This is a genomic window from Exiguobacterium sp. H66, from assembly GCF_018618705.1.
Classification (GTDB): Bacteria; Bacillota; Bacilli; order Exiguobacteriales; family Exiguobacteriaceae; genus Exiguobacterium_A; species Exiguobacterium_A oxidotolerans.
Genome location: NZ_JACSMQ010000011.1, coordinates 14,297 through 33,906, shown reverse-complemented (window position 1 = coordinate 33,906; position 19,610 = coordinate 14,297). Strand labels below are relative to the sequence as shown.

Genomic DNA, 19,610 nt, shown 5'->3' with positions numbered 1-19,610 from the left:
TCCCTCCTTTTCTACAGAGTACCGATTAACCGAGGTAATCGAGTTCTTTGCTATCTGCAGTAAGCGTGACGACCGCTTTTTTGCGGCGTGCTGTGTAACCAGCGTGACGACCTACGCGTTTTGCTTTTGGTTTTGAGATAAGTGTGTTGATTTTTTCAACTTTAACGCCGAAGATCGCTTCAACAGCATCTTTGATTTGAGTCTTAGATGCCTTCACGTCTACTTCGAACGTGTACTTTTTCTCAGCCATTTGGTTCACTGAGCGTTCAGTAATTACAGGACGTTTGATAATGTCGTGTGTATGTGCCATTATGCAAGCACCTCCTCTACTCTCGCAACTGCATCCTTCGTGAAGATGACTTTGTCGTGTCCGACAAGATCAAGGACGTTTACTCCAGCAGCGTCAACGACTGTGACACCAGGAATGTTGCGTGTTGAAAGAACGACTGTCTCGTTGTAATCAGCAGTAACGACAAGAACTTTACGTTCGATTGAAAGAGCAGCGAAGACCGAAATCATATCTTTTGTTTTCGGAGCATCGATTGTCAAACCTTCAAGAACGATGAACTCGTTGTTAGCGACTTTCGAAGAAAGTGCTGAACGTAATGCGAGACGACGAACCTTTTTAGGAAGTTTATAAGCGTACGAACGTGGTGTTGGACCGAAGACTGTTCCACCGCCAACCCATTGTGGCGAACGGATCGAACCTTGGCGTGCACGACCAGTACCTTTTTGTTTCCATGGTTTACGGCCGCCACCGCGAACTTCCGAGCGACCTTTTGTATCATGTGTACCTTGGCGACGTGAAGCTTGTTGCATGACGATTGCATCGTATACGACTGCTTCGTTTGGCTCGATTCCGAAAACGGCATCTGCGAGCTCAATATCTCCAACTTGTGTACCTGTTTGGTTAAGCAAAGCTACTTTAGGCATTCGTTATTCCTCCTTTCCTTGCAAACGGATTAGTTGCCTTTAACCGCAGTTTTGACGACAACTTGGCTCTTACGTGCGCCTGGGATAGCACCCTTGACGAGGAGTAAGCCACGTTCTACATCAACTTTTACGATTTCAAGGTTTTGAACAGTGATTTGTTCTCCACCCATGCGTCCTGGGAGCAATTTCCCTTTGAATACACGGTTTGGAGCGACAGGACCCATTGAACCTGGGCGACGGTGGTAACGCGAACCGTGAGCCATTGGACCACGTGATTGGTTGTGACGCTTGATTGCTCCAGCGAAACCTTTACCTTTCGACGTACCTGTTACATCAACCATTTCGCCTGCAGCGAAAGTATCTGCTTTAATCTCTTGACCGATTTCGAAATCTGTTACAGATGTACGGATTTCTTTAATGAAGCGCTTAGGTGTCGCACTTGCTTTCGCAGCGTGACCTTTTTGCGGTTTGTTTTGACGACCTTCTTTGATATCACCAAAGCCGAGTTGGACTGCTTCGTAACCGTCCACTTCCATTGTCTTCAATTGAAGAACAACGTTACCTTCTACTGAAACGACAGTAACTGGTACTACTTCGCCTGACTCGTTGAAGATTTGTGTCATACCGAGTTTAGTTCCTAAGATTCCTTTAGCCATGAGATACACCTCCTAATATTGAATGATTTTGATCTTCTGGCTAGTATCAACTATTTATAGAAGAAAAATTAAAGTTTGATTTCAATGTCAACGCCCGATGGAAGTTCAAGACGCATAAGCGCATCAACTGTTTTCGGTGTTGGGTTAACGATGTCGATCAAACGTTTGTGTGTACGCATTTCGAACTGCTCACGAGCATCTTTGTACTTGTGAACGGCACGAAGTACTGTGTAGATCGCTTTCTCCGTTGGGAGTGGGATCGGTCCAGATACAGTAGCACCAGAACGTTTTGCTGTGTCGACAATCTTCTCAGCCGATTGATCAAGCACGCGGTGATCGTATGCTTTCAAACGGATCCGAATTTTTTCATTTGCCATGTTGTTTCCCTCCTTTTCGCCTATTTCGTAAATAGACATTCTCCGCGGAAATTTCCACACTAGCCATGGCAATGCCGCCTGGTGTGTCATAACCTCCCGCTTCATCGCGTTGTGTTTGTGACCAACATATTCTAGTTTACTTAATTCCAAGCAAGAATGCAAGCAAAATAAATTAGAACTTGTTTTCAAGTCTCTCACCACTCGCACAAACACTTTCCTCAGTATATAAGATGTCTGACCATGTTGCAAGACTGTTTTTCAGAAAACAAAAAAAGGTCTTCCGTCACGGGAGACGGAAGACCTTTTTGCTTAAAAATTACTCAACGATTTCTGTAACTGATCCAGCGCCTACTGTACGGCCACCTTCACGGATTGAGAAACGAGTTTCTTTTTCAAGAGCGATTGGTGCGATGAGTTCAACAGTCAATTCGATGTTGTCCCCAGGCATAACCATTTCAGTACCTTCAGGAAGTTGGCACATACCAGTTACGTCAGTTGTACGGAAGTAGAACTGTGGACGGTAGTTACCGAAGAATGGCGTGTGACGGCCACCCTCTTCTTTTGAAAGGATGTAAACTTGCGCTTTGAAAGTTTTGTGCGGTGTGATTGTGTTTGGTTTCGCGAGAACTTGTCCACGCTCGATGTCGTCACGTGATACACCACGAAGAAGAGCTCCGATGTTGTCGCCAGCTTCAGCATAGTCAAGAAGCTTACGGAACATTTCTACACCAGTACATACTGATTTTTTAGTTTCTTCGTGAAGACCAACGATTTCGATTTCGTCGTTGACTTTAAGAACTCCACGCTCAACGCGGCCAGTAGCTACTGTACCACGACCAGTGATTGAGAAAACATCCTCAACTGGCATCATGAAGTCTTTTTCAGTGTCGCGAGTTGGCTCAGGGATGTACTCATCAACAGCTGTCATGAGTTCCAAGATTTTTTCTTCCCATTTAGCTTCGCCGTTAAGCGCGCCGAGAGCAGATCCTTGGATGACTGGGAGGTCATCGCCTGGGAAGTCGTACTCAGAAAGAAGTTCGCGGATTTCCATTTCAACGAGTTCAAGAAGCTCTTCGTCGTCAACCATGTCGACTTTGTTCATGAATACTACGATGAAAGGAACACCTACTTGACGTGAAAGCAAGATGTGCTCACGTGTTTGTGGCATTGGACCGTCAGTTGCAGAAACAACGAGGATCGCGCCGTCCATTTGTGCAGCACCAGTGATCATGTTTTTAACATAGTCAGCGTGACCTGGGCAGTCAACGTGTGCATAGTGGCGTTTTTCTGTTTCGTACTCGATGTGAGCTGTTGCGATAGTGATACCGCGCTCGCGCTCTTCTGGAGCACCATCGATTTGGTCAAACTTAGTTGCAGCTTTACCTTGTGATTTTGCAAGTACAGCTGAGATAGCTGCTGTTAAAGTTGTTTTACCGTGGTCGACGTGGCCAATTGTACCAACGTTAACGTGCGGTTTAGAACGGTCGAATTTTTCTTTACCCATTCTGAATTCCTCCTCTATGTGTCTAATAATTTTTTATAACTAGGAAGGTGAATCGTCGAATAACGTACACCTTCCTTAGCTTACACTAATCAAATAATCGTGACAACCTGTGAAGGATTAGCCGTTTGATTTTTTGATGATTTCTTCAGCAACTGATTTCGGTACTTCTTCGTAGTGATCGAAGTGCATTGAGTACGTACCGCGACCTTGTGTGCGCGAACGAAGTCCTGTTGCATATCCGAACATTTCCGAAAGTGGAATCATCGAGCGAACGACTTGTGCGTTCCCACGAGCTTCCATACCTTCAACGCGTCCACGGCGTGACGTAACGTCACCCATGATGTCTCCCATGTATTCGTCTGGGATGACGATTTCAACTTTCATCATTGGCTCAAGGATAACAGCGCCGCTCTTATCTTTAAGTTGTTTGACTGCCATTGAAGCCGCGATTTTAAATGCCATCTCGTTTGAGTCGACATCGTGGTATGAACCGAAAACGAGTGCTGCTTTAACGTCAACTACTGGATAACCAGCAAGGATACCGTTTTGAAGTGCTTCTTCGATTCCGTTTTCAACCGCTGGGATGTATTCACGCGGAACAACACCACCGACGATTTTGTTGTTGAACTCGAAGCCAGCACCTTCTTCGTTCGGCTCGAATTCTACGACGACGTGACCATACTGACCACGACCACCTGATTGACGAGCGAACTTAGAATCGATTTTCGCTGCTTGGCGAATCGTTTCACGGTAAGCTACTTGTGGAGCACCAACGTTAGCTTCGACTTTGAACTCGCGACGCATACGGTCAACGATGATGTCGAGGTGAAGCTCACCCATACCTGAGATGATCGTTTGACCAGTCTCTGGGTTTGTTTCAGTGCGGAACGTTGGATCCTCTTCAGCAAGCTTAGCAAGTGCTTGACCCATTTTATCTTGGTCGGCTTTCGTTTTTGGTTCGATTGCGACCGAGATAACTGGTTCTGGGAATGTCATTGATTCGAGAACGACGTTGTCTTTCTCAGAACAAAGCGTATCACCAGTAGTCGTATCTTTAAGACCTACAGCTGCAGCGATGTCACCAGCGAAGACCATTGGGATCTCCTCACGGCTGTTCGCGTGCATTTGAAGGATACGTCCAAGACGCTCACGTTTACCTTTTGTTGAGTTCTTAACGTATGATCCTGCCGAAGCTGTACCAGAGTACACACGGAAGAACGTTAATTTACCAACATACGGGTCAGTCATAACTTTGAATGCAAGTGCAGAGAATGGCGCTTCGTCAGTAGACTCACGAACGATCTCTTCATCTGTATCCATGTTAATTCCTGTGATTGCTTTTACGTCGACTGGTGATGGGAGGTAGTCAAGGACTGCGTCAAGCATAAGCTGGACACCTTTGTTCTTGAATGCCGAACCAACGAGTACAGGGTAGAAATCAACTGTAAGAGTCGCTTTACGGATACCCGCTTTTAACTCTTCGATTGAAATTTCCTCACCCTCGAGGTATTTCATCATCATTTCTTCTTCGTAATCCGCAACTGCTTCGATTAATGATGCACGAAGTTCTTCAGCTTCGTCTGCGAATTCTGCAGGGAAACCATCCGTTACTTCGATATCAGTACCGATGTCGTTACCATACATGTACGTTTTCTTTTCAACGAGGTCGATGATTCCTTTGAATTCATCTTCAGCGCCGATTGGAATTTGGATTGCGTGTGCGTTCGCTTGAAGGCGATCGCGGAGCGTTCCGACCGAGTACAGGAAGTCTGCACCGATTTTATCCATTTTGTTTACGAAAACGATACGTGGTACGCCGTAAGTTGTAGCTTGGCGCCATACTGTCTCAGTTTGTGGCTCAACACCAGACTGAGCATCAAGTACTGCAACCGCACCATCAAGTACACGGAGTGAACGTTCAACTTCAACAGTGAAGTCTACGTGTCCAGGAGTATCGATGATGTTTACGCGGTTACCTTTCCATTGTGCAGTTGTTGCTGCCGATGTAATCGTGATTCCACGTTCTTGCTCTTGCTCCATCCAGTCCATTTGTGAAGCACCTTCGTGCGTTTCACCAATTTTGTGGATACGACCCGTGTAATAGAGGATACGCTCAGTCGTTGTTGTTTTACCAGCATCGATGTGGGCCATGATCCCGATATTACGGGTGTTCTTAAGGGAGAATTCTCTTGCCATCTTTAAACATTCTCCTTTCGCATTTTAATTTAGTGTCCGTGTGTTGCCACACGTCATGACTATACCCGAAAGCCACCTCATATTTCCATACAAAATGGCATAGATGAGGTGGTTATTTCCGGATTTACCAGCGGTAGTGAGCAAACGCTTTGTTCGCTTCCGCCATTTTGTGCATATCTTCGCGCTTCTTAACAGAAGCACCAGTGTTGTTTGCAGCGTCCATGATTTCATTAGCAAGACGAGCATCCATAGTTTTCTCGTTACGGAGACGTGAGTAGTTCACGAGGTAACGAAGTGCGAGTGTCGTACGGCGCTCAGGGCGGACTTCGACAGGAACTTGATAGTTAGCTCCACCTACACGGCGTGCTTTTACTTCAAGAACTGGCATGATGTTGTTCATCGCCTCTTCAAAAACTTCCATTGCATCGCGACCTGAACGTTCAGCGATAGTTTCGAAAGCTTTGTACAAGATTTGTTGAGCAGTACCTTTTTTACCATCTAACATAAGACGGTTGATAAGGCGGGTAACGAGTTTAGAGTTGTAGATCGGATCAGCCATTACATCACGACGTTCTGCTTGACCTTTACGTGGCATTCCGAGTCCCTCCTTTCATATAGTGAGGTGATATCTTCAGATATCTAGATTATTTTTTTGCTGCTTTTGGACGTTTAGTACCATATTTCGAACGACCTTGCATACGGCCGTCAACTCCAGCTGTATCAAGTGCACCACGAACGATGTGGTAACGTACCCCTGGTAAGTCTTTTACGCGGCCTCCGCGAATAAGAACAACACTGTGTTCTTGCAAGTTGTGGCCGATACCTGGGATGTAAGCTGTTACTTCCATTGTGTTCGTCAAGCGTACACGTGCGTACTTACGAAGAGCCGAGTTCGGTTTCTTCGGAGTCATTGTACCTACACGAGTACAAACACCACGTTTTTGTGGTGAGCTGATGTCAGTACGAGCTTTAATGAAGCTGTTGTACCCTTTGTTCAGCGCTGGCGAATCTGATTTCACAACTTTTGATTGACGTCCTTTACGGACCAATTGATTGATAGTAGGCATCTTTGAGATCCTCCCTTCCTGAATTCATGACAAGTTTCAAAACCACCGAGCCGGGTGGTTCATCGAAAGTCATAATGAAACGTTTTGCGTGGCTCAGGCATTCCATCGCCACACAAAACGTATTATCAAACTTTCTTAATGGCAACAGCAGTTGCCGCGACATCGATTCCACAAACCTTACCAAGCTCAAGCTTAGAAGGCACGCTCACAACCGGAACGTTAGCTTGTTTCGCCGCATCGAGCAATGCTTGTTTTACGTGTTCATCTGCGTCATCCGCGATGATCACTTCCGACGCCTTGCCAGATCGCAATGCTTTGAGCGTTTGCTTTTGACCGACAAACTTCAAATCTGCGCCGACTACTTTTTTGTAAGACATGAAGATATCCTCCAAAATAACACGGCCGGTTGGCAACACTATATCATAGTAGCACCGCCATACCGACGTGTCAAGGCGTTTTATTCTACAGGAGAATCTGCTTCTACAGGTGCTTCACCAGCTACTTCGAGTCCGATTTGACGGTAACGTGTCATTCCTGTACCAGCTGGAACTAGTTTACCGATAATAACGTTCTCTTTCAAGCCGCGAAGGTAGTCGCTCTTCCCTTTGATTGCTGCATCCGTAAGGACACGAGTAGTTTCCTGGAACGAAGCAGCTGATAGGAACGAGTCTGTCTCAAGCGATGCTTTTGTAATACCAAGGAGAACTGGTTTAGCGGAAGCGAGTGCTTTTCCTGCACGGAGCGCTTCTTTACATGCTTCTTTAAAGGTACTGATATCAACGAGTGAACCAGGGAGAAGTGTTGTCTCACCTGACTCGATGACGCGAACGCGGCGGATCATTTGACGAACCATGACCTCGACGTGCTTGTCACCGATTTCAACTCCTTGCATCCGGTATACTTTTTGAACTTCCTGAAGAAGGTAGTTCTGAACACCAGATACACCTTTAACGTTTAAGAGTTCTTTCGGATCAATCGATCCTTCTGTGAACACTTGACCGGCAATGACTTCTTCACCGAGTTGGACACGAAGACGCGATCCGAATGGAATCGTGTATGTGCGTGTTTCGCTCAGACCTTGAATCGTCAATTCACGTTTGTCACGCGACTCTGTAAAGTCGATGACTTGTCCGTCGATTTCCGAGATGACCGCTTGACCTTTCGGGTTACGGGCCTCGAACAACTCTTGGATACGTGGAAGACCTTGCGTGATATCATCTCCGGCAACCCCACCTGTGTGGAAGGTACGCATTGTAAGCTGCGTTCCTGGCTCACCGATTGATTGTGCCGCAATGATTCCGACTGCTTCACCGACTTCAACATCGTTACCCGTTGCAAGGTTACGTCCGTAACATTTCTTACAGACACCATGACTCGTGTTACAAGTGAAGGCAGTACGAATTTCAACGTTGTCGATACCAGCGTCCGTAATTGTACGCGCGATATCTTCGTCGATGAGTTCGTTAACAGAAACAAGAACTTCTCCCGTTTCAGGGTGAACGACTTTTTCGAATGCCGTACGCCCGACGAGTCGGTCGTAAAGACTTTCGATTTCTTCCGTTCCTTCGCGAAGAGCCATGACACGGATACCACGATCCGTTCCACAATCATCTTCACGAATGATAACATCTTGCGCTACATCAACGAGACGACGAGTCAGGTAACCTGAATCGGCAGTTTTCAAGGCTGTATCGGCAAGACCTTTACGCGCACCGTGCGTCGAGATGAAGTATTCTTGAACCGTCAGACCCTCACGGAACGAAGATTTGATCGGGAGCTCGATGATCCGTCCACTTGGAGCGGCCATGAGTCCACGCATCCCTGCAAGCTGCGTAAAGTTTGATGCGTTACCACGGGCACCAGAGTCACTCATCATGAAGATCGGGTTTAGACGGTTGAGGGATTTCATCAGACGAGACTGAATTTCATCCTTCGCGTCGTTCCACGACTTGACGACACGCTCATAGCGCTCGTCTTCCGTGATGAGACCACGGCGGTACGATTTCATAACGCGATCCACGTTATCTTGTGCTTCGACCAGGATTTCCTGTTTGTCCGGAAGTACGATGATATCCGAGATACCAACCGTGATACCGGCACGTGTCGAGTGTTTGAAACCAAGGTTTTTCATGCGGTCGAGCATACGGCTCGTCTCCGTCGTTTCGAAACGTTTGAAGACTTCCGCGATGACATTTCCAAGGAATCCTTTTTTGAATGGCTCAATGATTGGACGGTTCTTGATTTCAGCAGCAACATCCGTTCCATTTTCAAGGAAGTACTTCTCAGGCGTTGCTTCCTGTAAGTTACTCATTGTTGGCTCATTCAAGTATGGGAAAGTCGTTGGGAGGATCTCGTTGAAGATCAACTTACCGACAGTCGTAACCAATAATTTCTCGTTTTGTGATTCTGTAAACGTCGGGTTCTTAAGAACGCCGGCAGGAATCGCAACACGTGAATGGAAGTGAACATACCCGTTTTGGTAGGCGATGAGTGCTTCATTCACAGTCGAGAAGATTTTACCTTCACCGATCGCGTTTTCGCGTTCGAGTGTGAGGTAATAGTTACCGAGGACCATATCCTGCGATGGTGTAACAACAGGCTTACCGTCTTTCGGGTTCAAGATGTTTTGTGCAGCGAGCATGAGAAGACGTGCTTCTGCTTGTGCTTCTGCAGAAAGTGGTACGTGGACCGCCATTTGGTCACCATCGAAATCGGCGTTGTAAGCCGTACATACGAGTGGGTGAAGGCGAATCGCGCGACCCTCGACAAGTGTTGGTTCGAACGCCTGAATACCGAGACGGTGAAGTGTCGGTGCACGGTTCAAGAGAACCGGATGCTCGCGGATGACTTCTTCAAGTACATCCCAGATTTCAGGTTGAACGCGTTCGATTTTACGTTTCGCACTCTTAATGTTTGGTGCGATACCACGTGAAACGAGTTCTTTCATAACAAACGGTTTGAAGAGCTCAAGGGCCATTTCTTTTGGAAGACCACATTGATACATCTTCAAGTTTGGACCAACGACGATAACCGAACGACCAGAGTAGTCGACACGTTTACCGAGTAAGTTTTGACGGAAACGTCCTTGTTTCCCTTTCAACATATGTGAAAGAGATTTAAGTGGACGGTTACCTGGTCCAGTGACCGGACGGCCACGACGACCATTATCGATCAAGGCATCAACCGCTTCTTGTAACATCCGTTTTTCATTCTGAACGATGATGTTCGGAGCGCCAAGGTCAAGAAGACGCTTGAGACGGTTGTTACGGTTGATAACACGACGGTATAGGTCGTTTAAATCTGATGTCGCGAAACGTCCACCATCAAGCTGGACCATCGGACGAAGTTCCGGCGGGATGACTGGCAATACTTCGAGAACCATCCATTCCGGGTTGTTGCCTGAGTTGCGGAAAGCATCTAAGACTTCAAGACGTTTGATCGCACGTGTACGACGTTGTCCTTGAATCATTCGAAGGTCTTCACGTAAACCAGCTACTTCTTTTTCGAGTTCAACGTCGCGGAGCAATTTACGAACTGCTTCCGCACCCATTTCAGCTGTGAATGAGCTACCGAATTTCTCACGGTATGCACGGTATTCTTTTTCTGAAAGGAGTTGTTTTTTCTCGAGTGTCGACTCGCCCGGATCTGTAACGACGTACGATGCGAAGTAAATGATCTCTTCGAGCGCACGTGGTGACATATCTAAGACAAGACCCATACGACTTGGGATTCCTTTGAAGTACCAAATGTGCGAAACCGGTGCTGCGAGCTCGATGTGACCCATGCGCTCACGACGGACTTTCGACTTCGTGACTTCAACGCCACAGCGGTCACAAATGATTCCTTTATAACGGATTCGTTTGTATTTCCCACAGTAACATTCCCAGTCTTTCGTTGGACCAAAAATCCGTTCACAGAACAAGCCATCTTTCTCTGGCTTGAGCGTACGATAGTTGATCGTCTCCGGCTTTTTCACTTCCCCGAAAGACCACGAACGGATCTTTTCGGGGGAAGCGAGGCCGATTTTCATATATTCAAATCTATTAACATCTACCAAGGGGTGGACCTCCCTTTCGCTTATTCCTCTTCAGTAACAACTGGTGCGACAGGCGCTTGAACTTCTTCGAGTGCTGGAGTCGCGTTCGGGATGTTGTCCTCGTCGTCGTCCTTCATTTCGATCTCTTCGTCCTCAGCAGACATCATCTTAACGTCCATACCAAGTGATTGAAGTTCTTTAATGAGAACTCGGAACGATTCCGGTACGCCCGGTTGCGGTACATTTTCGCCTTTAACGATCGCTTCATACGCTTTAACACGACCGATCGTATCATCCGATTTGATCGTTAAGATCTCTTGGAGTGTATACGCGGCACCATATGCTTCAAGTGCCCAAACTTCCATCTCTCCGAAACGCTGTCCACCGAACTGGGCTTTACCACCGAGCGGCTGTTGCGTAACGAGTGAGTAAGGACCCGTCGAACGTGCGTGAAGCTTATCATCGACCATGTGGGCGAGTTTAATCATATACATGACACCGACCGAGATGCGGTTATCAAACGCTTCACCTGAACGACCGTCATAAAGAACAGTCTTCGCGTCGCGATCCATACCGGCTTCTTCAATCGTTGCCCAAACATCTTCCTCACGTGCACCATCAAATACCGGTGATGCGACTTTGATTCCGAGTTGGCGTGCAGCCATACCAAGGTGAAGCTCGAGCAACTGCCCGATGTTCATCCGTGATGGTACACCAAGTGGGTTCAACATGATGTCGATTGGTGTGCCGTCTGGCATGTACGGCATGTCTTCTTCTGGCAAGATACGTGAGATAACACCTTTGTTACCGTGACGACCTGCCATTTTATCTCCTTCGTGAATCTTACGTTTTTGAACGATGTACGCACGGATCAACTGGTTGACACCAGGAGATAGTTCGTCGCCGTTATCACGATCGAAGATTTTGACGTCAAGGATGATACCGTCGCCGCCGTGTGGTACACGGAGTGATGTATCACGCACTTCACGTGCTTTTTCACCGAAGATTGCATGTAACAGGCGTTCTTCAGCTGTCAATTCCGTTACGCCCTTAGGTGTAACTTTACCAACTAAGATATCCCCATCTTTTACTTCAGCACCGACACGAATGATTCCGCGGTCGTCGAGGTTTTTCAGGGCGTCGTCACCGACGTTCGGAATATCACGAGTGATTTCTTCCGGTCCGAGTTTTGTATCGCGTGATTCACATTCGTATTCCTCAATGTGGATCGACGTGTAGACATCATCTTTCACAAGACGTTCGCTCATGATGACGGCATCCTCGTAGTTGTAACCATCCCATGTCATGAAACCGACGAGTACGTTACGACCGAGCGCAAGTTCCCCACCGTCCATTGATGGACCATCTGCAAGAATCTCGCCTTTATCGACAGGATCGCCTGCTTTGATGATTGGTTTTTGGTTATAGCACGTTCCTTGGTTAGAACGAATGAATTTTTGGATTTTATAACGATCAAGTTCACCTTGAACGATGTTGCCATCGACTTCCGTCGTACGACGGACAAGGATTTCACGAGCCGTTACGCGCTCAGCGATACCAGAGTGTTTTGCAACAACGGCAGCTCCTGAGTCTTTCGCAGACACGTACTCCATCCCAGTTCCAACAATCGGAGATTCTGGATCGAGAAGTGGTACGGCCTGACGTTGCATGTTCGCTCCCATGAGGGCACGGTTCGAGTCATCGTTCTCAAGGAACGGAATACATGCTGTCGCTGCCGAAACAACCTGTTTCGGAGAAACATCCATGTAATCGACACGTGATGGCTCAACAGACAAGTTTTGTCCACGGAAACGTGAGAGGACGTGTGTATCTTGGAACGTCTTCTCTTCCGTCAACAACATGTTTGCCTGTGCAACGACGTAGAGATCTTCTTCGTCTGCCGTCATGTAGTGAATTTCATCCGTGACAACACCCGTTTCCGGATTGACACGGCGGTATGGTGCTTCGATGAAACCATACTCATTGACTTTCGCGAACGAAGACAGTGAGTTGATCAAACCGATGTTTGGTCCCTCTGGCGTTTCGATTGGACACATACGGGAATAATGCGAGTAGTGAACATCTCGAACTTCAAAGCCAGCACGCTCACGTGTCAAACCACCGGGTCCGAGAGCAGATAGACGACGTTTGTGCGTCAACTCAGCGAGCGGGTTTGTTTGGTCCATGAACTGTGATAACTGTGAGCTACCGAAGAACTCTTTAATTGACGCGATAACAGGACGAATGTTGATCAATGCCTGTGGCGTGATCGCATTCTGATCTTGAATCGACATACGTTCCTTAACGACACGTTCCATACGTGAAAGACCAATACGGAACTGGTTTTGGAGCAATTCACCGACAGAACGGAGACGACGGTTACCGAGGTGGTCGATATCGTCTGTTGTTCCTACTTCATGCAACAAGTTGAAGAAGTAGTTGATTGCAGCAATCATGTCAGCAGGCGTAATGTGCTTGATGTCACGATCGATGTTACCGTTACCGATGATATTGATGATGCGTTCACCTTCAGCATCGTCCGGTGCGAACACCTTGATCGACTGTAAGTTGAAGGCTTCGCCTTGTGTTACGCCGCCAGTTGGCGTCGCTTCGATGTAACCGACAGATCCTTCAAGGAATGGCAAGACTTTGTCGAGCATACGACGGTCAAGAACCGTTCCAGCTTCTGCGATTACTTCACCTGTTTCAGGGTCAACGAGCGTTTCCGCAAGCTTTTGTCCGAACAGACGATTTTTTAAATGAAGCTTTTTGTTAATTTTATAGCGACCAACGTTTGCCAAGTCGTAACGTTTCGGGTCGAAGAACCGTGACACGAGAAGTGCTTTCGCATTTTCAACTGTCGGTGGCTCACCCGGGCGTAGACGCTCATAGATTTCGATGAGGGCTTTTTCCGTTGATTCTGTATTATCTTTTTCAAGCGAATTCCGGAGGTACTCATCATCTCCAAGGAGATCGATGATTTCCTGATCCGTACCGAAACCAAGAGCACGTAAAAGAACCGTTACAGGAATCTTACGCGTGCGGTCGATTCGGACATATACGATATCTTTCGCATCTGTCTCAAGTTCGAGCCATGCTCCACGGTTCGGGATGACCGTTGCCGAGAATCCACGTTTACCGTTCTTATCTAACTTATTGTTGTAATACACACTTGGCGAACGAACAAGCTGAGAAACGATAACTCGTTCCGCACCATTAATAATGAATGTTCCCGACTCCGTCATAAGCGGGAAGTCACCCATGAAGACTTCTTGTTCCTTCAATTCACCCGTCTCTTTGTTTTGAAGACGGACTTTAACGCGCAGTGGTGCCGAATAGGTCACGTCGCGTTCTTTCGATTCATCAATCGAATACTTCGGCTCACCGAGCGAGTAATCGATGAATTCTAATACGAGATTTCCTGTGAAGTCGGAAATCGGCGAAATGTCATGAAACATCTCACGAAGACCTTCCCGTAGGAACCATTCGTATGAATTCGTTTGAATCTCAATTAGATTTGGAAGTTCTAATACTTCGCTGATACGTGCATAGCTTCTTCTCTGACGGTGACGACCGTACTGAACAAGTTGACCAGTCAACTGATTCACCTCTCAGACCCACTTCTTCTTCTAGAGAAGGACGGGTGTAATATCGAACATTGAAGCCATTTTTTGACCGATAAGCGCAAAAAAGCGACGTCTTGTCTACTCAATCATCTGTAGTCGAGAACGCCAGCTACTTTCAACCTGCTTATCCAAAAATCACTCCAATGGCATTTTATAATACTATCATAGACACAACACAAGGTCAACGACAAATCACCCGATTTGTCAAGACCGAATTGATTTAAATATTGAATACCCTTTATCGCGGGTTACTGTCTCGCAAGAACCGAAGACCTCTTCCATCAGTTTCTTCGCTGATGGTCCCCCTTGTTTTTTCTGAATGACGACCCAGAGGGCGCCCCCTACTACGAGGTGATCATAAGCTTCACGTAAAATCCGATGAACAACTGCTTTTCCTGCCCGAATCGGTGGATTCGTCACGATCGCTGCAAATGTCTCATCACCTACGCCAACATACCCGTCACTTACACCGGTCGTCACGGAAACACCATTCGCACGTGCATTTTCAGCCGCTAGTTCAAGTGCCCGTTCGTTAACATCAACGAGTTTCGCGTCACGCCCGGTCGCTTTTGCCAGTGAAATCCCCATCGGCCCATATCCGCAACCGACATCTAGAATCGCACCCGGTACATCCGGCTCAACGAACGCCTCAATCAATAGACGCGAACCAAAGTCGACGCCACCTTTTGAGAACACACCGTGGTCCGATGTGAAGCGGAACGTTTCGCCGCGTAAGACGAACTCCCATGATTTCGGATCTCGTTTTGAGGAGGGATCATTCGTGTAATAATGGTCTGCCATGTTTCCTTCCCCTCTCTTGATTAAAGATGAAAACAAAAGAAGCCCGCAAAGCGAGCTTCTTTTGTCTGCGGAAGAAGAAAATTACTTAACTTCTACGCTTGCGCCAGCTTCTTCAAGCTTAGCTTTGATTGCGTCAGCGTCTTCTTTCGAAACGCCTTCTTTAACTGGAGCCGGAGTTCCGTCAACGAGTGCTTTCGCTTCTTTAAGACCGAGGCCTGTCAATTCGCGAACTGCTTTGATGACGTTGATTTTACCAGAACCTGCGTTAGTAAGGATTACGTCGAATTCAGTTTGCTCTTCAGCTGCTGCTGCGCCTGCACCTGCTGCTGCTACTGGAGCTGCTGCTGATACGCCGAATTCTTCTTCGATTGTTTTTACGAGTTCGTTAAGTTCAAGAACAGTCATGCCCTTGAGGTCTTCGATAAATTGCTCTTTGTTGAAAGCCATTATGGTTTTCCTCCTTTGATTTAGCCCACGTTGGGGTTTGAAAAATTGTGTGTTTGCCTATCCCGCTAAGCGGACATTAAGCAGATTGTTCTTCTTTTTGCTCTGCGATTGCGTTCGTTGCCACTGCGAGACCGCGGATTGGCGCTTGAAGCACGCTGAGGAGCATTGAAAGGAGACCTTCGCGTGATGGAAGTTCTGCAAGGGCTTTGACATCTTCTACTGAAGTGACTTTGCCTTCGATGATACCACCTTTAAGTTCGAGAGCCTTGTGTTCTTTAGAGAAGTTGTTCAAGATCTTAGCTGGCGCGATAACGTCTTCATTGCTGAATGCGATCGCACTAGGACCAGTGAATACTTCGTCAAGACCTTCAAGGTTGCTTTGAACTGCTGCGCGGCGAAGGAGACCGTTTTTGTAAACTTTGAATTCAACACCCGCTTCGCGGAGTTGTTTACGAAGTTCAGTGACTTCGTCTACTGTGAGACCACGGTAGTCGACGACGATTGTTCCAGCGCTCGCTTGCATTTTCTCAGCGATCTCAGATACGAGATCCGCTTTGACAGCGATAACTTTTTCGTTTGCCATTTCTGTTGCACCTCCTGGTAAATAAATTGTACCGGCGCGAGGGGCTGCTCGATTTCAAATAAAAAGCCTCCTTCTGCAGGGCAGAGGAGGCGTAATCGTCAAAAAGGATACCTGAACAAACAGGCTCTCTGAGCAAGAACACCTCGGAAGGGTTTAAGCTCAATCGTTGAGCACCTTCTGTCTACGGTATGTCGAATATATCAACGTTTTATACTGTAACAGCGTTCTTAGAACGTTGTCAAGTTCGTTTTAGACGAAATTATTTCGCGAAGTCAGCTGAAGATACTTTAACACCAGGACCCATTGTAGAAGCGATCGCGATGTTTTTAAGGTAAACACCTTTAGCAGTAGCAGGCTTAACTTTTACGAGAGTTTCCATAACGGTAGTGATGTTTTCAACCAACTTCTCGTTATCGAATGATTTTTTACCGACAGGAACGTGGATGTTACCTGATTTGTCGACACGGTACTCAACTTTACCAGCTTTGATATCGTTGATTGCTTTTGTGACGTCAAATGTAACAGTTCCTGTTTTCGGGTTAGGCATGAGGCCTTTAGGTCCGAGAACACGACCGAGTTTACCAACTTCACCCATCATGTCAGGTGTCGCAACGATAACATCGAAGTCGAACCATCCTTTTTGGATTTTAGCGATATACTCAGAATCACCAGCGTAATCTGCTCCAGCAGCTTCCGCTTCTTTCAATTTCTCACCTTTCGCGAAGACGAGAACGCGTTGTGTTTTACCAGTACCGTGTGGCAATACGACTGCTCCACGGATTTGTTGATCTGCTTTCTTCGGATCGACTCCGAGACGAACAGCAAGTTCGATCGTTTCATCGAATTTCGCTGTTGCAGACTTTTTAGTTAAGTCTACAGCTTCAGCGAGTTCGTATGAAACCGTACGATCGATAAGTTTAGCAGCTTCTTTGTACTTCTTACCCATTTTAGGTTCCTCCTTTGTGGTTGTGCGGAAAATCCTCCCACATAATGAAAGGGTAGCAAGGCTTCAATTAACTATCCGCCTGCGACCCTCATCGTTGTTCATTGTAATTCGAAAGACTTAGTCTTCGATTACGATACCCATAGAACGTGCAGTACCTTCAACCATCAACATCGCTGTTTCAACAGATGCTGCGTTGAGGTCTGGCATTTTCGTTTCAGCGATTTCGCGAACTTTGTCACGTTTGACAGTCGCTACTTTCTTACGGTTAGGCTCGCCTGAACCGCTCTCGATTCCAGCTGCTTTCTTCAAGAGAACTGCTGCTGGTGGAGTTTTAGTAATAAACGTAAATGAACGATCTTCAAAAACCGTGATGACTACAGGGATAATCAAGCCGGCTTGGTCTTGTGTACGAGCGTTGAACTCTTTACAGAAGCCCATGATGTTCACACCTGCTTGACCGAGTGCCGGTCCAACTGGTGGAGCTGGGTTTGCTTTGCCCGCAGGAATTTGAAGTTTAACTAGTTTCATAACCTTCTTCGCCACGAGACACACCTCCTTAATTCTTTAATGTGGTTTAATTGGACGTTGCGCGTCCTCCCACTCATTCTATTCGACGAGTTATTTATCGAAATAAGCACAACATCAAACAGGAAAAATTGTACCATTAAAACAAAACATTCGCAATAGGAAACTTAATCGATTTTTTCAACTTGTGAAAAATCGAGTTCTACTTTCGTTTCGCGACCGAACATATCTACAGAAACTTTCATTTTTTCTGTTTCTGTATCAAGCTCTTCAACCGTTCCTTCAAGGTTCTCGAAGGCACCCTCTTTGATTCGGACGATTTGACCGAGTGAGTAGTCATAACGACTCTTCATGTCGACAAGTCCCATTGAACCAAGGATGTTTTCAGCTTCTTCAGGAAGAAGCGGCGTCGGTTTCGATCCACCACCCACTGAACCGAGGAATCCGGTTACGTTCGGTGTGTTACGAACAACATACCAAGAATCATCCGTCATGACCATTTCAACGAGGACATACCCCGGGAAAATCTTAACTTCACGCTCTTTGATTTTTGTTTCGCCTTTTTTATTCGTTACTTCTTCCTGTACCGTTTCAATCGGAACGAGTACACGGAAGATTTTCTCGTCCATGTTCATAGACTCGATCCGACGTTCAAGGTTAGCCTTGACGTTGTTTTCGAATCCAGAGTACGTTTGGACGACAAACCACTGTTTATCCATGGTACGCCACCTCTTCTTTTACTTAATCAACCAACTCATGAGTGCGCTGAGACCAGAATCGATACCAAAGATGAAGACGCCCATGAAGATAACCATACCGATTACCGTCAATGTGTACTTCGTCAATTCTTTTCGTTTTGGCCAGCTCGTCTTTTTCAGTTCATTCCATACGTCACGCAAAAATTTCATCGTACTTTCCCTCCAGGATGTATTAAATCGGGATAGATGAAGCCTTATTTCGCTTCTTTATGAATCGTATGCGCGTTACAACGCCGACAGAATTTTTTCAATTCCAAGCGGACTGTGACATCCTCTTTTTTCATCGTCGTATAATCGCGGGCACCGCAAATATCACAAGCAAGGCCTACTTTCTTCGCCATCTCAAAAGACCTCCTTCTTTGCCGCTCTCTCTCTCGAACGGAGGAGATTCCTCCAAAAAAGAGCGTAAAAAAAAACGCCTATGAGCGGCGTCTCGCTAGTAAGGCGCTATTTATACAGTAGCATACGGTAGTCGGATTGGTCAATCCACCTCGCGGTTAGACAATCAACTCACGTGCCTCGAGGTATCGCTCCAGTTTCCGTTTGACACGCTGTAACGCGTTATCAATTGATTTGACGTGGCGATCGAGATCATCCGAAATCTCTTGGTACGTTCTTCCGTCGAGATAAAGTGCCAACACTTTTCGTTCTAAGTCACTAAGGATTTCATCCATCTTCGTTTCGATATCTGCATACTCTTCTCGGTTGACGATCAAGATTTGCGGATCCGATGGTGCCGTTGAAGTGATGATATCAAGCAACGTCCGTTCAGAAGATTCATCATCATAAATTGGTTTATCGAGCGAGATGTACGAATTGAGAGGAATATGTTTTTGACGGGTCGCCGTCTTGATTGCCGTGATCATTTGCCGTGTGATGCAAAGTTCGGCAAATCCTTTAAAAGAAGCCAACTTATCAGTCCGGTAGTCACGTACTGCTTTGTATAGGCCAATCATACCTTCTTGAATGATATCTTCGCGGTCCGCACCAATCAAAAAATATGACCGGGCCTTCGCACGTACGAAGTTACGATAGCGCTCGATCAAAAATTCAAGGGCATCGCTATTATCGAATACCTTCGCTTGTTCCACAAGCGCCTCATCAGACATGCACTCAAACTGGTCGAACGAAACCAAACTCATCCTTCATCCCTCC

General features: G+C 46.6%; 20 protein-coding genes and 1 other annotated feature. All 20 genes read right to left on the bottom strand.

All coding sequences use genetic code 11. The annotated features are described in order from the left end of the window. Positions 1-25 precede the first annotated feature (25 nt). The gene (gene rplW, locus KNP88_RS14495; RefSeq protein WP_029332261.1) at positions 26-310 is read right to left on the bottom strand and encodes a 50S ribosomal protein L23; all 285 of its coding nucleotides are present in this window, start codon (positions 308-310) and stop codon (positions 26-28) included. Continuing rightward, a complete protein-coding gene (gene rplD, locus KNP88_RS14490; protein WP_029332260.1) occupies positions 310-933 on the bottom strand; it encodes a 50S ribosomal protein L4 in 624 nt (207 codons plus the stop codon). Before rplD ends, rplW begins: the two co-directional genes overlap by 1 nt. Before the next feature lie 29 nt (positions 934-962). Then, a complete protein-coding gene (gene rplC / locus KNP88_RS14485) occupies positions 963-1,589 on the bottom strand; it encodes a 50S ribosomal protein L3 (RefSeq protein WP_029332259.1) in 627 nt (208 codons plus the stop codon). A gap of 68 nt (positions 1,590-1,657) precedes the next feature. Continuing rightward, positions 1,658-1,966 (bottom strand): 30S ribosomal protein S10, encoded by a 309-nt coding sequence (rpsJ, locus tag KNP88_RS14480; RefSeq protein WP_029332258.1) that lies wholly within the window; start codon positions 1,964-1,966, stop codon positions 1,658-1,660. Between the two features lie 316 nt (positions 1,967-2,282). Further along, positions 2,283-3,470: an elongation factor Tu gene (tuf, locus tag KNP88_RS14475; protein ID WP_029332257.1), complete on the bottom strand. Its 1,188-nt coding sequence runs from the start codon at positions 3,468-3,470 to the stop codon at positions 2,283-2,285. Between the two features lie 117 nt (positions 3,471-3,587). After that, positions 3,588-5,666 (bottom strand): elongation factor G, encoded by a 2,079-nt coding sequence (fusA, locus tag KNP88_RS14470; protein ID WP_029332256.1) that lies wholly within the window; start codon positions 5,664-5,666, stop codon positions 3,588-3,590. A gap of 124 nt (positions 5,667-5,790) precedes the next feature. Further along, positions 5,791-6,261, bottom strand: a complete 471-nt coding sequence (gene rpsG / locus KNP88_RS14465; RefSeq protein WP_023466623.1) for a 30S ribosomal protein S7 — start codon at positions 6,259-6,261, stop codon at positions 5,791-5,793. A 49-nt stretch (positions 6,262-6,310) separates the two neighbouring features. Then, positions 6,311-6,733 carry a 30S ribosomal protein S12 gene (gene rpsL, locus KNP88_RS14460; RefSeq protein WP_012369004.1) on the bottom strand — a complete coding sequence of 141 codons (423 nt, stop codon included), beginning with the start codon at positions 6,731-6,733 and terminating at the stop codon, positions 6,311-6,313. Between the two features lie 125 nt (positions 6,734-6,858). Next, the gene (locus KNP88_RS14455; protein ID WP_029332255.1) at positions 6,859-7,110 is read right to left on the bottom strand and encodes a ribosomal L7Ae/L30e/S12e/Gadd45 family protein; all 252 of its coding nucleotides are present in this window, start codon (positions 7,108-7,110) and stop codon (positions 6,859-6,861) included. Positions 7,111-7,190: 80 nt separating this feature from the next. Continuing rightward, complete coding sequence (gene rpoC, locus KNP88_RS14450) at positions 7,191-10,790, bottom strand: DNA-directed RNA polymerase subunit beta' (protein ID WP_088836005.1); 3,600 nt, start codon at positions 10,788-10,790, stop codon at positions 7,191-7,193. 20 nt (positions 10,791-10,810) lie between these two features. Then, a complete protein-coding gene (rpoB, locus tag KNP88_RS14445) occupies positions 10,811-14,368 on the bottom strand; it encodes a DNA-directed RNA polymerase subunit beta (protein WP_088838389.1) in 3,558 nt (1,185 codons plus the stop codon). Positions 14,369-14,599: 231 nt separating this feature from the next. Next, positions 14,600-15,196, bottom strand: a complete 597-nt coding sequence (locus KNP88_RS14440; RefSeq protein WP_088836004.1) for a class I SAM-dependent methyltransferase — start codon at positions 15,194-15,196, stop codon at positions 14,600-14,602. 81 nt (positions 15,197-15,277) lie between these two features. Further along, entirely contained in the window at positions 15,278-15,643 is a 366-nt protein-coding gene (gene rplL / locus KNP88_RS14435) for a 50S ribosomal protein L7/L12 (RefSeq protein ID WP_214767887.1), read from the bottom strand. Between the two features lie 76 nt (positions 15,644-15,719). Further along, entirely contained in the window at positions 15,720-16,226 is a 507-nt protein-coding gene (gene rplJ, locus KNP88_RS14430; RefSeq protein ID WP_029332251.1) for a 50S ribosomal protein L10, read from the bottom strand. Between the two features lie 50 nt (positions 16,227-16,276). After that, positions 16,277-16,431, bottom strand: a sequence feature (ribosomal protein L10 leader region). 54 nt (positions 16,432-16,485) lie between these two features. Further along, complete coding sequence (gene rplA, locus KNP88_RS14425; protein ID WP_029332250.1) at positions 16,486-17,172, bottom strand: 50S ribosomal protein L1; 687 nt, start codon at positions 17,170-17,172, stop codon at positions 16,486-16,488. 117 nt (positions 17,173-17,289) lie between these two features. Further along, positions 17,290-17,715 (bottom strand): 50S ribosomal protein L11, encoded by a 426-nt coding sequence (rplK, locus tag KNP88_RS14420; RefSeq protein ID WP_012368996.1) that lies wholly within the window; start codon positions 17,713-17,715, stop codon positions 17,290-17,292. Positions 17,716-17,864: 149 nt separating this feature from the next. Continuing rightward, positions 17,865-18,416, bottom strand: a complete 552-nt coding sequence (nusG, locus tag KNP88_RS14415; protein WP_088836003.1) for a transcription termination/antitermination protein NusG — start codon at positions 18,414-18,416, stop codon at positions 17,865-17,867. 18 nt (positions 18,417-18,434) lie between these two features. Further along, the gene (gene secE / locus KNP88_RS14410; protein WP_029332248.1) at positions 18,435-18,605 is read right to left on the bottom strand and encodes a preprotein translocase subunit SecE; all 171 of its coding nucleotides are present in this window, start codon (positions 18,603-18,605) and stop codon (positions 18,435-18,437) included. 44 nt (positions 18,606-18,649) lie between these two features. Continuing rightward, on the bottom strand, positions 18,650-18,796 hold the full coding sequence (gene rpmG, locus KNP88_RS14405) for a 50S ribosomal protein L33 (protein ID WP_029332247.1): 147 nt from the start codon (positions 18,794-18,796) through the stop codon (positions 18,650-18,652). 156 nt (positions 18,797-18,952) lie between these two features. Further along, positions 18,953-19,597: an RNA polymerase sporulation sigma factor SigH gene (gene sigH / locus KNP88_RS14400; RefSeq protein WP_088836002.1), complete on the bottom strand. Its 645-nt coding sequence runs from the start codon at positions 19,595-19,597 to the stop codon at positions 18,953-18,955. Positions 19,598-19,610 lie beyond the last annotated feature (13 nt).

What these genes read in the sequence shown, in the direction of transcription:
- rplL (WP_214767887.1), bottom strand. Translation starts at nt 15,643, where the DNA reads ATGGCTTTCAACAAAGAGCAATTTATCGAAGACCTCAAGGGCATGACT.
- rpsG (WP_023466623.1), bottom strand. Translation starts at nt 6,261, where the DNA reads ATGCCACGTAAAGGTCAAGCAGAACGTCGTGATGTAATGGCTGATCCG.
- rplA (WP_029332250.1), bottom strand. Translation starts at nt 17,172, where the DNA reads ATGGGTAAGAAGTACAAAGAAGCTGCTAAACTTATCGATCGTACGGTT.
- secE (WP_029332248.1), bottom strand. Translation starts at nt 18,605, where the DNA reads ATGAAATTTTTGCGTGACGTATGGAATGAACTGAAAAAGACGAGCTGG.
- rpmG (WP_029332247.1), bottom strand. Translation starts at nt 18,796, where the DNA reads ATGGCGAAGAAAGTAGGCCTTGCTTGTGATATTTGCGGTGCCCGCGAT.
- tuf (WP_029332257.1), bottom strand. Translation starts at nt 3,470, where the DNA reads ATGGGTAAAGAAAAATTCGACCGTTCTAAACCGCACGTTAACGTTGGT.
- sigH (WP_088836002.1), bottom strand. Translation starts at nt 19,597, where the DNA reads ATGAGTTTGGTTTCGTTCGACCAGTTTGAGTGCATGTCTGATGAGGCG.
- KNP88_RS14455 (WP_029332255.1), bottom strand. Translation starts at nt 7,110, where the DNA reads ATGTCTTACAAAAAAGTAGTCGGCGCAGATTTGAAGTTTGTCGGTCAA.
- rpsL (WP_012369004.1), bottom strand. Translation starts at nt 6,733, where the DNA reads ATGCCTACTATCAATCAATTGGTCCGTAAAGGACGTCAATCAAAAGTT.
- rplJ (WP_029332251.1), bottom strand. Translation starts at nt 16,226, where the DNA reads ATGGCAAACGAAAAAGTTATCGCTGTCAAAGCGGATCTCGTATCTGAG.
- KNP88_RS14440 (WP_088836004.1), bottom strand. Translation starts at nt 15,196, where the DNA reads ATGGCAGACCATTATTACACGAATGATCCCTCCTCAAAACGAGATCCG.
- fusA (WP_029332256.1), bottom strand. Translation starts at nt 5,666, where the DNA reads ATGGCAAGAGAATTCTCCCTTAAGAACACCCGTAATATCGGGATCATG.
- rplD (WP_029332260.1), bottom strand. Translation starts at nt 933, where the DNA reads ATGCCTAAAGTAGCTTTGCTTAACCAAACAGGTACACAAGTTGGAGAT.
- rplW (WP_029332261.1), bottom strand. Translation starts at nt 310, where the DNA reads ATGGCACATACACACGACATTATCAAACGTCCTGTAATTACTGAACGC.
- rplC (WP_029332259.1), bottom strand. Translation starts at nt 1,589, where the DNA reads ATGGCTAAAGGAATCTTAGGAACTAAACTCGGTATGACACAAATCTTC.
- rpsJ (WP_029332258.1), bottom strand. Translation starts at nt 1,966, where the DNA reads ATGGCAAATGAAAAAATTCGGATCCGTTTGAAAGCATACGATCACCGC.
- nusG (WP_088836003.1), bottom strand. Translation starts at nt 18,416, where the DNA reads ATGGATAAACAGTGGTTTGTCGTCCAAACGTACTCTGGATTCGAAAAC.